We start from the raw sequence: 12,538 nt of genomic DNA on the forward strand, positions 1-12,538 counted from the left end.
TGCCCAGTCTGGGCACCCGCCTTCGCGGGTGAACAAGCTTCTGTCTGGGGAATGGGCTCATGATTCTCGCGATCACTGGCGGCACCGGGTTCGTCGGCAGCCACCTGATCGATCACGCGCTTGAGACCGGGCACACGGTTCGTGCGCTCGCACGGAAGCCGCAGGCCAAGCGCATCGGCGTGACCTGGATCGAAGGCGCACTCGATCGCCCGAAGAGCCTCGCGACCTTGGTCGAAGGCACGGATGTGGTGATCCACGTCGCAGGTGTCGTCAACGCGGCCGACCGTGCGGGCTTTGCCGAGGGCAACGTCGCCGGAACCGAGGGCATCCTTCAGGCGACGCGGGCGGCCGGCATCCGCCGTTTCGTCCACGTCTCCTCGCTTGCCGCGCGCGAGCCGACGCTGTCGAATTATGGCTGGTCGAAGGCCGAGGCGGAAACGCGCGTGCAGACGTCGGGGCTGGATTGGACGATCGTCCGTCCGCCCGCGATCTTCGGCCCGCGCGACCACGAGCTGCTCGACGTCTTCAAGGCGGCACGCTTGGGCTACGTGCCGATGCCACCCGCCGATACGCGCGTCTCGTTGCTCTATGTCGAGGACCTGACGACGCTGCTGCTCGCGCTTGCTGACATCCCCGATGCGCCGTCGATCATGGAGCCCGACGACGGGGTGCCGAACGGCTGGGACAACCGTGACTTCGCGCGCGCGATCGGCTCGGCGGTGAACGGGGCGGTCGGCAAGTCGGTCAAGGTGTTCTCCACACCCCGTGCGCTTCTGAAGCTCGCGTCCGCCGCCGACCGGCTCGTCCGCCGCGGCAAGGCCAAGCTGACGCGCGACCGGGTCAGCTATTTCTGCCACCCCGACTGGGTCTCGCACAAGCCGCCGCCGGCCGCGCTGTGGACGCCGTCCGTCCCGACCCCGCAGGCGCTGGCGCAAACCGCCGCATGGTATCGCGCCGCCGGGCTGCTATAGCGCCGAAAAGCCGCCGCAATTTCCTGTCAGGGATGCTTGCGACACCGAAGGGATTATCATGAGCGACCGTCAGCAGATCTATGACACCGTCACCGCGCAGATCGAGCCGTTCAACAAGAAGGGCGCCCCGCTCACCGATGCGACGACGTTCCAGGGCGACCTGGAGTGGGACAGCCTCACGGTCATGGATTTCGTCGCGGCGATCGAGGACGAATTCGACATCATCATCACGATGAACATGCAGGCCGAGATCGAGACGGTCGGCCAGCTGGTCGACGCGGTCGCGAAGCTGAAGCAGGACTAACCAAAAATATCCCGTTCGTGGTGAGTAGGGACTGAGCATGGCGAAGCCTGCCCTGAGCGACTGCCATAGCAGGCAGTCGAAGGGGCCCGTATCGAACCACCTGCCCTTCGATACGCGTCTTCGGCTTCGCTCAGCCGCTACTCAGGACGAACGGAAATTTTCAAGGCCGAATGACGATGACCGAAGCCGCCACCACTGCCCACGCCCTCCCCGTCGACGCTCCGGAGGTCGCTCCCGAACGTGACCTCATGTCGAAATTCGACGCGCTGATCGCCGAACGCGAGGCGCTGATCGCCAGTGGCGTGCGCAATCCGTTCGCGATCGTGATGGACGAGGTGAAGGGCCCGACGCAGGCGGTAATCCGCGGCAAGGACACGATCCTGCTCGGCACGTACAACTACATGGGCATGACGTTCGACCCCGACGTCATCCAGGCGGGTAAGGATGCGCTCGACGCGTTCGGGTCGGGCACCAACGGCAGCCGGATGCTCAACGGCACGTTCCACGACCATATCGACGTCGAGCAGGCGCTCCGCGAATTCTACGACATGACCGGCGCGATCGTGTTCTCGACCGGGTACATGGCCAATCTCGGGATCATCTCGACGCTCGCCGGCAAGGGCGAATACGTCATCCTCGACGCCGACAGCCACGCGTCGATCTACGACGGCTGCAAGCAGGGCAATGCCGAGATCGTCCGCTTCCGTCACAATGACGTTACCGATCTCGACAAGCGCCTCGGCCGCCTGCCGAAGGAAGCCGGCAAGCTGGTGGTGCTCGAAGGCGTCTATTCGATGCTCGGCGACATCGCCCCGCTCAAGGAGATGGTCGCGGTCGCCAAGAAGCATGGCTGCATGGTGCTGGTCGACGAGGCGCATTCGATGGGCTTTTTCGGCCCCAATGGCCGCGGCGTGTACGAGGAGATGGGGCTCACCGACGAGGTCGATTTCGTCGTCGGCACCTTCTCGAAGTCGGTCGGCACCGTCGGCGGGTTCGTCGTATCGAACCACCCGAAGTTCGAGATGGTGCGGTTCGCCTGCCGTCCGTACATCTTCACCGCGTCGCTGCCGCCGTCGGTGGTCGCGACCGCCGCGACCTCGATCCGCAAGCTGATGACCGCACACGACAAGCGCACGCAGCTCTGGAAGAACGCGCGCCGGCTGCACGGCGGGCTGAAGGCGATGGGGTTCAAGCTCGGCACCGAGACGTCCGATTCGGCGATCATCGCGGTGATCCTGACCGACCAGGAACAGGCGATCGCGATCTGGCAGTCGCTGCTCGAGGGCGGTCTCTACGTCAACATGGCGCGCCCGCCGGCGACTCCGGCTGGGACGTTCCTGCTGCGATGCTCGCTGTGCGCGGAGCATACCGACCAGCAGATCACGACGATCCTCGGGATGTTCGAGACCGCTGGCCGCGCCGTCGGCGTGATCGGCTGACGGTTTCCCCCTCCCGCGAGGAGGAGGAAACATCCGTGAAATGTTCGATCGGTACCGGCATTCCAAGTCATTGCGTGTGGGCAACGACGCGTTAGGATGCCGGCCGTGACGCAAGACGAGGTCGAGACTGCGGCCCAGGTGGGCGGGGCAAGGTGGCGCACAGCCATGCTGGTCGTGATGGGCCTGCTCGGTGCGGCGGTGCTCGTGGCGCTGATCGTGACGCTCGGCCACGCCAATCGCCAGCGGGATCGCGCGCTAGCGCTGCAGGCGCACAGCTATGACGTGATGATTCTCGCGCGGACGCTGTCCGGGACGATCGCGCGGTCGGAGGCGTCGCTCGGGCGCTACGTGATCAGCGGCGACAAGCAGCTCGGGCAGCTCTATTTCGACGAATGGCTGCTCGCGGGGACGCAGATCGACCGGCTCGACCAGATCACGAACGACAATCCCGAGCAGCAGCCGCGAGTCGATCGGCTGCGTACCGCTTATGACGCGCGCGGGCGGGAATTGTCGCTGACGGCGCTCAACACGCGCTACGGCAAGAACGGCCAGGCGCTCGCACGCTATTACCAGGGGCGAAAGGCGCCGACGCTCATCGAGATCAACACGACGCTCGACACGCTGATCGCACGCGAGCGCGCGTTGCTCGACGACCGGACGGCGGCGGCGATGGGGTCGGTCGAGCGGTCGAGCTGGGTCGCGGGCGTGCTCGCGATATTCGGCGTGCTGATCGTGCTGGGCGCGATCGTGCTGGGCTGGTTCACGATCCGTGCGGTCGGCGATCGGGCGACCGCGCTGGCCGATGCCGAGCTGGAACGCGAGCGCGCCGACGAGCTGACGACCGCGGTCGCTGCCGCCACCGCCGAACTGCGCGTGCAGGAGGCCAAGCTGCGCCAGATCCAGAAGATGGAGGCGGTCGGGCAGCTGACCGGCGGGATCGCGCACGACTTCAACAACATGCTGGCGGTGGTGCTGGGCGGTCTCGAACTGGCGCGCCGTAATCTCGCGAGCGATCCGGCCAGCGTGCGTCGCCATATCGACAGCGCGACCGAGGGTGCCAATCGCGCGGCGGCGCTTACCCGCCGGCTGCTCGCCTTCAGTCGCGAGGATTCGCTGAAGGCCGAGACGATCGACGCCGCCGCGCTGGTCGCGGGGATGTCGGACCTGCTCGACCGCACGCTGGGGGACGCGATCACCGTCATCGTGCGCGACGATGCGGCCGGCGGGTGCGTCCGTGCCGATCGGGTACAGCTGGAGAACGCGGTCCTGAACCTCGCGGTCAACGCGCGCGACGCGATGGACGGGCGCGGCACGCTGACCGTCGCGACCGGCACGACGACATTGGCGGCGGAGCAGGTCGGCCGGTGCGCGGCGGGCGACTACGTCACGATCATGGTCGGCGACGATGGCTGCGGGATGGCGCCCGACGTCGCCGAGCGCGTGTTCGAGCCGTTCTTCACCACCAAGGAGGTCGGCAAGGGCACCGGGCTCGGGCTGAGCCAGATCTTCGCGCTGGCCCAGCAGTTGCACGGCGAAGTCGGCATCGTCTCCGCCCCCGGCGAAGGGACGATTGTCACGCTCTATTTCCCGCGCGCTGCCGAGCTGGTCGCCCTCCCCCTGCCGACCGTCCCGATCGCGATGGCCGAGCCGATCGCGCCGACGATGCCCGAGACGTTGCAGATCCTGGTGGTCGAGGACGATCCGCGCGTGCTGGCCGCGACGACCGGCGCGCTGGAGGAGATCGGGCATCATCCGATCGCGTGCGACGATCCGCTTGCCGCGCCTGCGCTCCTGGCGGCGAACCCGGGGATAGGGTTGATCATTTCCGACGTGCTGATGCCGCGCCAGACCGGGCCGGAGATGATCGCGGCGCTAAGCCCGCTCTATCCGAACGTCGCGGTGCTGTTCGTCACCGGGTTTGCCGGCGAAGTGAACGTCGCGCAGTTCGGCCGGCACGAGGTGCTGCGTAAACCCTTCACGCTCAACGGGCTGGAGCGCGCGGTCGTGACGGCGATGGCCGCGGAGCGCCGCGAGACGGACCAGCCGATCGCCGCGGAATGAGCGTTCACTGACGTGTTGCGATTGAGGATGACGCATAGCGCGTGCGCCCCTATACCCGCGCGACCCAGCATACCGAGCCCAACCCGCGCATGAAATCCATCGACCGCTACATGGCCCGGCTGATCGCGGTGCCGCTCTTTTCGACGCTGCTGATCGCCGTCATGCTGTTCGTGCTCGATCGCATGCTCGGGCTGTTCAATTTCGTCGCGACGCAAGGCGGGCCGATCAGCGTCGTGTGGCGGATGCTCGCCAATCTGCTGCCCGAATATCTGGGCTTGGGCATTCCGATCGGGCTGATGCTCGGCATCCTGCTGGCGTTCCGGCGGCTGTCGACCTCGTCCGAGCTCGACGTGCTGCGCGGCGTGGGGATGAGCTACAATCGGCTGCTGCGCGTGCCGTACATGTACACGATCGCGCTGGCGCTGCTGAACCTCGCGATCGTCGGCTATGTCCAGCCGATCGCGCGCTATTATTACGAAGGCCTGCGCTTCGAGCTGCGCACCGGTGCGCTCGGCGCGTCGATCAAGGTCGGCGAGTTCACCAATCTCGGCAGCAAGATGACGCTGCGGATCGAGGAGAGCAAGGACAAGGGCCGAGAACTGTCGGGCATCTTCGTCCACGCGCAGAGCCCGAACGGCGACTGGCTGGGCGTGACCGCGGAGAAGGGCAAGTTCCTCGCGACCGACGATCCCAACGTCATCATCTTCCGGCTCGCCAACGGTACGCTCGTCCACAACCGGCCCGAGTTCAAGACGCCGCGCGTGCTGACCTTCACCAGCCACGACCTGCCGATCAACCTGCCCAAGTTCGAGAGCTTCCGCGTCCGAGGCGGGCGCAATCTCGAATACACGCTGCCCGAACTCGCCAAGCAGGGCCAGCGTGGCAAGACGCTGGAGCAACGCGATGGCAGCCGATCGGAGTTCCACTTCCGCCTTGCCGAAGTCGCGACGATGTTCCTGTTGCCACTGCTCGCGCTTGCGCTCGGGGTGCCGCCCAAGCGATCCTCGTCCGCGCTCGGCGTGTTCCTGTCGATCGTGATGATCGTCACCTATCACAAGGTGAACCAGTATGCGGCGGACGTCGGTGAACTCGGCCGGATCGATCCGATCATTGCGCTGTGGGTGCCGTTCACGATCTTCGCCGGGCTGATCCTGTGGATGTACTACACGATCGCCTATGTCCCCGGCGGGCAACCGATCGGTGCGCTCGAACGCGTCTTCTCGAAGACGTTCAAGGCGATCACCAAGCGCATCCCGGGCTTCCGTAAGAGCAAAGCCGCATGAACCTGATCAGCTTCTTCCCGTCGCGGACGGTCGCGATCTACATGGGACGGATGTTCCTGGTGCGGACGTTCGCGGTGCTCGCCGCGCTCGTGCTGGTACTCCAGGCGCTCGACCTGCTGAGCAACTCCGGCGACATCCTCGCCTATCCCGGCAATGGCGATTCACAGGTCTGGCAATATGTCGCGTTGCGCGTGCCGCAGATCGTGTCGCGGTTCCTGCCCTTCTCCGTGCTGCTCGGGACGATCCTGACGCTGATCACGATGAACCAGAACAGCGAGATCGTCGCGCTCAAGGGCTCCGGCCTTTCCGCACACCAGGTGCTTGCCCCGTTGCTGGTGGCGAGCCTCGGCGTGGCGGTGATCAGTTTCGCGTTCAACGACCGGGTGGTGGCGCGATCGACCGCGACGCTGAACCAGTGGCAGAAGGTCAATTACGGCCCGCTGCCGATCGATCGCGGCGACCGCGCAAACGTGTGGGTGCGCGATGGCGACGATCTGATCGAGGTCAATCAGATCCGCGGGCGCGGCAATGCGACCCGGCTTGGCGGGATCACGCTGTACGATCGCACCGGTGGCAACCTCGTCGCGATCCTGCGCGCCGATCACGGCAAGCGTGGCGGTGGCGGCTGGCTGGTCGGGCCGGCGACGCGGTTCGACGTGGCGCGCGGTACCGTCGCGAACCTCGGTGCGGTCGTGATCGCGAAGGATGTGCGGCCGGACCAGTTCACGCTGGCGAGCGTCGATGCGGACGGACTGTCGTTCGGCGCGCTGAAGGCGGCGATCGCCGACCTGTCCGATGCGGGGCGGCCAACCAAGGCGCTCGAAGGATCGTTGTGGCACAAGCTGTCGGGGCCGCTGTCGTCGGTGCTGATGCCGCTGCTGGGCGCGGTCGCGGCGTTCGGGATCGCGCGATCGGGCAAGTTGTTCGTCCGCGCCGTGATCGGCATGGGGCTCGGTTTCGCGTTCTTCGTCGCGGACAATTTCGCGCTCGCGATGGGCAATCTCGGCGCCTATCCGCCGTTTCTTGCCGCCTGGGCGCCGTTCCTGCTGTTCTTCTTCATCGGCGAGGCGGTGCTGATCCGGTCGGAGGAATAGGGCTCGGGCGGTCGATCGCACCCTTTCACGACTTCGCCGCCATCCCTATCTGCTGGTCCGAACAACCCTCGGAGCAAGCATGAAATACCTCCACACGATGATCCGCGTGAGCGACCCGGCGAAGACGATCGCGTTCTTCGAGACGCTGGGCCTGAAGGAGGTTCGCCGGATGGAGAACGAGAAGGGTCGGTTCACGCTGATCTTCCTGTCCGTCCCCGGCGACGAGGGCGCGGAGGTCGAGCTCACCCACAATTGGGATCCCGAGGAGTATGGCGAGGGTCGCAACTTCGGTCACCTCGCCTACCGCGTCGACAATATCTACGACACGTGCCAGCAGCTGATGGACTCGGGCGTGACGATCAACCGGCCGCCGCGCGATGGCCACATGGCGTTCGTGCGGACGCCGGACAACATCTCGATCGAGCTGTTGCAGGCCGATGGCGCGCTCGATCCCGCCGAGCCGTGGGCGTCGATGCCCAACACCGGCAAGTGGTGACACGCTGATGCTCGATATCGTCCGCGTTCCGGTGCTTTCCGACAATTATGCCTGGCTGATCCACGACACCGTCTCGGGCGAGACGGTGGTAGTCGATCCGGGCGAGGCGGGGCCGGTGATCGCTGCCGCCAAGAAGCGCGACTGGCGGATCGACCGGGTGTGGACGACGCACTGGCATCCTGATCATACCGGCGGCAACGCCGAGATGAAGGCGTATGGTGCTACCGTCGTCGGCCCGGCGGCGGAGGCGGACAAGATCCCGACGCTCGACGAGCAGGTCGGCGAGGGCGACGTCGTCCGCCTTGGTGCGCACGAGGCAACCGTGATGACGGTGCCGGGGCATACGCAGGGGCATATCGCGTTCCACTTTGCCTACGACGCGGCGATCTTCACCGGGGACACGCTGTTCGCGATGGGGTGTGGCCGGCTGTTCGAGGGAACGCCGGCGGACATGTTCGCGAACATGCAGCGCTATGCGACGCTGCCGGACGAGACCGAGGTGTTCTGCGGGCACGAATATACGCAGAGCAACGGGCGCTATGCGCTGGTCGCCGAGCCGGACAATGCGGCGATCGTGACGCGTATGGCCGAGGTCGACGCGTTGCGCGCGAAGGGTGAGCCTACCGTGCCGACGACGATCGGGCGCGAGCGGGCGACCAATCCGTTCCTCCGCGCGACGTCGCTCGAACAGTTCGCAGGATATCGTGCGGCCAAGGACTCGTTTCGCGCGTAATAGCGGCATAGCGGCAAGATCCCGAGGAGCGTTTCGATGACTATGCGAGCCTTACCGATGATGTTGCTGCCCGCGATGATGCTGGTGGGATGTACGCAGACCCAGGCGGAAGTCGAACGCGCGCAGGTTCGTGAAGCGGGCGTGCAGGAGAAACTCGCCAAGGAACTGGCGGGACTTGTACCGGGCAAACCCGAAACGTGTCTCACCCAGTTTCCGCAGAAACAGAGCTCGGGCTACGGCGCGACGATCCTGTACCGGGTGAATAGCGGGCTGGTGTATCGCAGCGATACCGCCGGTGGGTGCGAGGGAATCGCGCGCGGCGATATCCTCGTGACGCGGACGCCGAGCGGGCAACTCTGCCGTGGTGACATCGCGCAGACGTTCGACCAGGCGTCGCGCTTTCCGACCGGGAGTTGCAGCTTCGGCGACTTCGTCCCGTATCGGAAGCCGTGATGCGCGGCGCTATTTTGGCGTCGGTGGCGCTGCTGACGGTGGGAATGCTCGGGGCGGGAAAGTCTGATCCGCTGGAAGGCCGGGTCGCTGGGACGCCGGTGCGGTGCATTGATCTTCAACAACTCAACGGGCCTGAAATCGTCGATTCGCAGACGATCCTGTATCGGCAGTCGGGCAAGCGGATCTGGAAGACCGGGCCGGTCGGCGAATGTCCTTCGCTGCGGCCGCTCGATACGTTGATCGTCGATGTTTACGGGGGGCAATTGTGTCGGAACGACCGGTTCCGGACGGTGTCGGCGGGTATGTCGATCCCGTCGGGGTATTGCCGGTTTCGGGATTTCACGCCGTACGACAAGGTAAAGTAGGAGGTTCGTTCCGCCTCAATGCGCCGCCCGTTTGTTGCACCACCCCGGCGGAGGCCGGGGCCCAATTGGGGGACGGTGCTGACTGAGGACGGCGCTCCGTGACATCGACCTTTCCAATTGGGCCCCGGCCTGCGCCGGGGTGGTAGAAGTGGGGCGGAACGTCGCCCCCTCCGTCATCCTGACGACAGGGTGGGCTCAGTCCTCGAACACCGCCGCCCGCTTTTCCATATTCGCGCGGACCTGTTCGACCTGGTTGGGGGTGCGGATGACCTTCAGCTGCTCTTCGGTTTCCGCGTGGAGTACCGCCACCGCATCGGCATCCGCAGCAAGGTTGTAGAGCGCCTTCGAGCCGCGGATCGCGTGGGGGTTCCTCGCCGCGATCTCGCGGGCGAGCATCATCGCCTCACCGAGCGGGTCTTCCGACAGCCGCGTGACGAAGCCGTGGCGCAACGCCTCCGCGCCATCGAACTCGCGGGCGGTGTAGGTCAGTTCGCGCAGCACGTCGTCGCGGGCCAGCGTCCGCCAGAGCGCGATGCCGGCCATGTCGGGGACCAGGCCCCAATAGCTTTCGCGGATCGCGAACCTCGCCTGCGGATGCGCGATGCGGATGTCGGCGCCGGACATAATCTGGAAGCCGCCGCCGAACGCGACGCCGTGGACCGCGGCGATCACCGGCATCGGCAAGGTGCGCCAACCCCAGGCAACCTGCTGGACGAGGTTGGCGCCCTCGTCGGTGCGGTCGCCTAGCGCCAGTCCCGAGCCGCCGCTCGCCATCGACGCCATGTCGAGGCCGGCGCAGAACGCCTTGCCTTCGCCCGAGAGGACGACGCAGCGGACTTCGGTCATCCCCTTGAGGCGGTCGATCGCGGCGGCGATGCCCTCGAACATCGCCGGGTCGATCGCGTTCATCTTGTCGGCGCGCGCGAGGCGGACGTCGGCGATGCCGTCCGTGACGGTGATGGTGACCCGGTCGTTCATAGTGGCGATCCTCTCGATCTTTTCTCGAACGCTAACCGCCCCTGCCCTCCCCCGCAATGTTGCGCGCGCTCACACGGCGTGTAGAGGCTCCGCGCATGGCTGGTTTTGATCCACAATGGTTTGCGACGCGCGGGTTCGGCGGGCACGGCGCCGCGCTGGGAATGCGTTATCACGCGCATGGCGACGACTGGGCGGAGCTTGCGCTGCCCTATGACGAACGGCTGATCGGCGACCGCGCGAGCGGCGTGATCGCGTCGGGGCCGATCATCACGATGATGGACATGGCGACGAGTCTGGCCATCTGGATCAAACGCAATGCGTTCGTGCCGCATGCGACGCTCGACCTGCGGGTCGATTACCTGCGGCCGGCGACGCCGGGGAAGACGGTGATCGGGCGCGGGGAGTGTTACCGGATCACGCGCTCGATCGCGTTCGTCCGCGGGCAGGCGCATGACGGCGATCCGGGCGATCCGCTCGCGCATGTCGCGGGGACGTTCATGGTGGTGGGCGATGTCGCCGGCATGGGTCTCAACAGGAGGACCGAGGCATGACCATCGGTTTGCCGCCCTATGCGGAGATTCTTCGCGTTTCGGTCGAAGCCGAGGACGGCGCGCCACCGGTATTGCTGATGCCGTTTGCGGATGACGTGCTGGGGCGGCCTGGGTTTTTGCATGGGGGTGCGATCTCGGGGTTGCTGGAGATGGCGGCGATTGCGGCTTTGCAGCATGCGTTGGAGGCTGAGGGTGCCACTGGCTCCGACCCGCGGATCAAGCCGGTCAACGTTACGGTCGATTTCATGCGGGGTGGTCGGGACAAGCCTACGAGGGCGGCGGGCGTGGTGACTCGGTTGGGGACGCGGGTGGCCAATGTCGAGGCGACCGCGTGGCAGGACGAGCGGGAGAAACCGATTGCCGCGGCACGGATGAATTATCTGATCGTGCGCGACTGATCTTCCTCCCCTCCCGCGAGCGGGAGGGGACCGAGGGGTGGGCACGCGGCTTCCGCGTGGGCTGACGTTAATGTGACGAGTGCGCAGACTGCGACGTCAGCAATCGAGGTGAGCGCGTGCCCACCCCTAGCCCCTCCCGCTTGCGGGAGGGGGATCTTGGTGTGACCTACTTCGCGGTCAGTTTGATCAGGCGGCCTTGCGAGTCGCCGCCATCTTCCAGCACCCAGATCGCGCCGTCGGGGCCTTGCTCTACTTCGCGGATCCTTGCTCCCATATCCCATTGGTCGCCCTTGGCGGCGTTCGTGCCGGTCAGGTGGACGCGGACAAGCGACTTCGACGACAACCCGCCGATGAACGCGTCGCCCTTCCACTGCGGGAACATGCTGCCCGAATAGATCATCAGGCCGCCGGGCGAGATCACCGGGTTCCAGAACACCTTGGGCGGCTCGTAGCCGTCGCCGGGCTTGTGATCGGGGATGTCGGTGCCGTCATAATTGCTGCCGTTCGAGGCGTTGGGCCAGCCGTAGTTGAGGCCGGGCTTGATCAAATTGACCTCGTCGCCACCCTTTGGCCCCATCTCCTGCTCCCAGAGATTGCCCTGTTTGTCGAACGCGATGCCGAGCAGGTTGCGGTGGCCATAGCTCCAGATCTCGGGCGCGAAGCCCTTTGCGACGAGCGGGTTGCCGGGGGCGGGCTTGCCGTCGAGCGTGAGACGCAGCACCTTGCCGAGCGTCATCTTCGGGTCCTGCGCCGGGGTGAATTTCTGGCGCTCGCCGTTGGTGAAGAACAGGTATTTGCCGTCGGGCGAGAAGGCGATACGACCGGAGTAGTGGCCGTTCCCCTCCACGAAGGGCCGCGCGCTGAAGATCACCTCGATCTCGCCGAGACGCTCGCCGCCGCCCCCGTTCGCGCGCAGGCGACCGCGCGCGAGGACGACGCCCTTGCCGCCCTCGCCTGCGGTCGAATAGCTGAAATAGACGCGCTGGCTGGTCGCGAAGTCGGGCGCGAGGACGACGTCCATCAAGCCGCCCTGCCCGGCCGAATCGACGGTGAGCGTTGCGACCGTCTGCCGCGACTTGCCGTCGGCGGAGACCAGCAGCATCTGCCCCTTCTTCTCGGTCACGAGCATGCGCTTGTCGGGCAGGAACGTCATCGCCCAAGGCGAATCGAAGTCGGCGACCACCGTCTCCTTGAACGGCTTCCCCGCCGCAGCCGGTTGAGCCGAACAGGCGGTCGAGGCGAGCAGCGTGGCGGTCAGCAACCCAGTGGCGAACAGCGTTTTGCGAATCATGATCTTCTCCCGGAAATCTCTCCGCAAACGCGGCGTTACCAATGAAGGTTGCCCCGGCTTGCGGAGCGACACCACCCCGCGTATAGAGGCACCACTTCTCTACATCGCCAGATGAAGAGGC

Annotated in this window: 14 protein-coding genes; 12 read left to right on the top strand and 2 right to left on the bottom strand. The window is 66.0% G+C overall.

The window, feature by feature from the left end:
- Window positions 1–59 precede the first annotated feature (59 nt).
- The 10 genes from AC1MH0_RS07875 to AC1MH0_RS07920 all read left to right on the top strand — a co-directional run bounded on the left by AC1MH0_RS07875 (window position 60) and on the right by AC1MH0_RS07920 (window position 9,199).
- Window positions 60–971, top strand: coding sequence for an NAD-dependent epimerase/dehydratase family protein (locus AC1MH0_RS07875; protein WP_480965415.1), 912 nt, complete (start codon window positions 60–62; stop codon window positions 969–971).
- A 58-nt stretch (window positions 972–1,029) separates the two neighbouring features.
- A complete protein-coding gene (locus tag AC1MH0_RS07880; protein ID WP_480965416.1) occupies window positions 1,030–1,275 on the top strand; it encodes an acyl carrier protein in 246 nt (81 codons plus the stop codon).
- A gap of 176 nt (window positions 1,276–1,451) precedes the next feature.
- The gene (gene spt / locus AC1MH0_RS07885; protein WP_480965703.1) at window positions 1,452–2,714 is read left to right on the top strand and encodes a serine palmitoyltransferase; all 1,263 of its coding nucleotides are present in this window, start codon (window positions 1,452–1,454) and stop codon (window positions 2,712–2,714) included.
- Between the two features lie 96 nt (window positions 2,715–2,810).
- Window positions 2,811–4,775, top strand: a complete 1,965-nt coding sequence (locus AC1MH0_RS07890; protein WP_480965417.1) for an ATP-binding protein — start codon at window positions 2,811–2,813, stop codon at window positions 4,773–4,775.
- Window positions 4,776–4,864: 89 nt separating this feature from the next.
- Entirely contained in the window at window positions 4,865–6,058 is a 1,194-nt protein-coding gene (gene lptF / locus AC1MH0_RS07895) for an LPS export ABC transporter permease LptF (protein ID WP_207897156.1), read from the top strand.
- Window positions 6,055–7,152 carry an LPS export ABC transporter permease LptG gene (gene lptG, locus AC1MH0_RS07900; protein ID WP_480965418.1) on the top strand — a complete coding sequence of 366 codons (1,098 nt, stop codon included), beginning with the start codon at window positions 6,055–6,057 and terminating at the stop codon, window positions 7,150–7,152. The genes lptF and lptG overlap by 4 nt, the downstream gene beginning before the upstream one ends.
- Window positions 7,153–7,231: 79 nt before the next feature.
- The gene (locus AC1MH0_RS07905) at window positions 7,232–7,648 is read left to right on the top strand and encodes a VOC family protein (protein WP_480965419.1); all 417 of its coding nucleotides are present in this window, start codon (window positions 7,232–7,234) and stop codon (window positions 7,646–7,648) included.
- Window positions 7,649–7,655: 7 nt separating this feature from the next.
- Window positions 7,656–8,381 carry a hydroxyacylglutathione hydrolase gene (gene gloB, locus AC1MH0_RS07910; RefSeq protein ID WP_480965420.1) on the top strand — a complete coding sequence of 242 codons (726 nt, stop codon included), beginning with the start codon at window positions 7,656–7,658 and terminating at the stop codon, window positions 8,379–8,381.
- Window positions 8,382–8,417: 36 nt separating this feature from the next.
- On the top strand, window positions 8,418–8,834 hold the full coding sequence (locus AC1MH0_RS07915; RefSeq protein WP_480955706.1) for a hypothetical protein: 417 nt from the start codon (window positions 8,418–8,420) through the stop codon (window positions 8,832–8,834).
- Entirely contained in the window at window positions 8,834–9,199 is a 366-nt protein-coding gene (locus AC1MH0_RS07920) for a hypothetical protein (protein ID WP_480965421.1), read from the top strand. Before AC1MH0_RS07915 ends, AC1MH0_RS07920 begins: the two co-directional genes overlap by 1 nt.
- A 195-nt stretch (window positions 9,200–9,394) precedes the next feature.
- Here AC1MH0_RS07920 and AC1MH0_RS07925 read toward each other — a convergent pair whose 3' ends face one another.
- Window positions 9,395–10,177 carry a crotonase/enoyl-CoA hydratase family protein gene (locus tag AC1MH0_RS07925; RefSeq protein WP_480965422.1) on the bottom strand — a complete coding sequence of 261 codons (783 nt, stop codon included), beginning with the start codon at window positions 10,175–10,177 and terminating at the stop codon, window positions 9,395–9,397.
- Window positions 10,178–10,272: 95 nt separating this feature from the next.
- On the opposite strand from AC1MH0_RS07925, the gene AC1MH0_RS07930 reads away from it, so the two are divergent.
- Together AC1MH0_RS07930 and AC1MH0_RS07935 are read left to right on the top strand one after the other, a co-directional pair.
- Window positions 10,273–10,728: a PaaI family thioesterase gene (locus AC1MH0_RS07930; protein WP_480965423.1), complete on the top strand. Its 456-nt coding sequence runs from the start codon at window positions 10,273–10,275 to the stop codon at window positions 10,726–10,728.
- A complete protein-coding gene (locus AC1MH0_RS07935) occupies window positions 10,725–11,126 on the top strand; it encodes a PaaI family thioesterase (RefSeq protein WP_480965424.1) in 402 nt (133 codons plus the stop codon). Before AC1MH0_RS07930 ends, AC1MH0_RS07935 begins: the two co-directional genes overlap by 4 nt.
- 166 nt (window positions 11,127–11,292) lie before the next feature.
- Here AC1MH0_RS07935 and AC1MH0_RS07940 read toward each other — a convergent pair whose 3' ends face one another.
- Window positions 11,293–12,417, bottom strand: coding sequence for a PQQ-dependent sugar dehydrogenase (locus AC1MH0_RS07940; RefSeq protein WP_480965425.1), 1,125 nt, complete (start codon window positions 12,415–12,417; stop codon window positions 11,293–11,295).
- Between the last annotated feature and the right edge of the window lie 121 nt (window positions 12,418–12,538).

This window comes from Sphingomonas sp. AP28 (assembly GCF_056680455.1).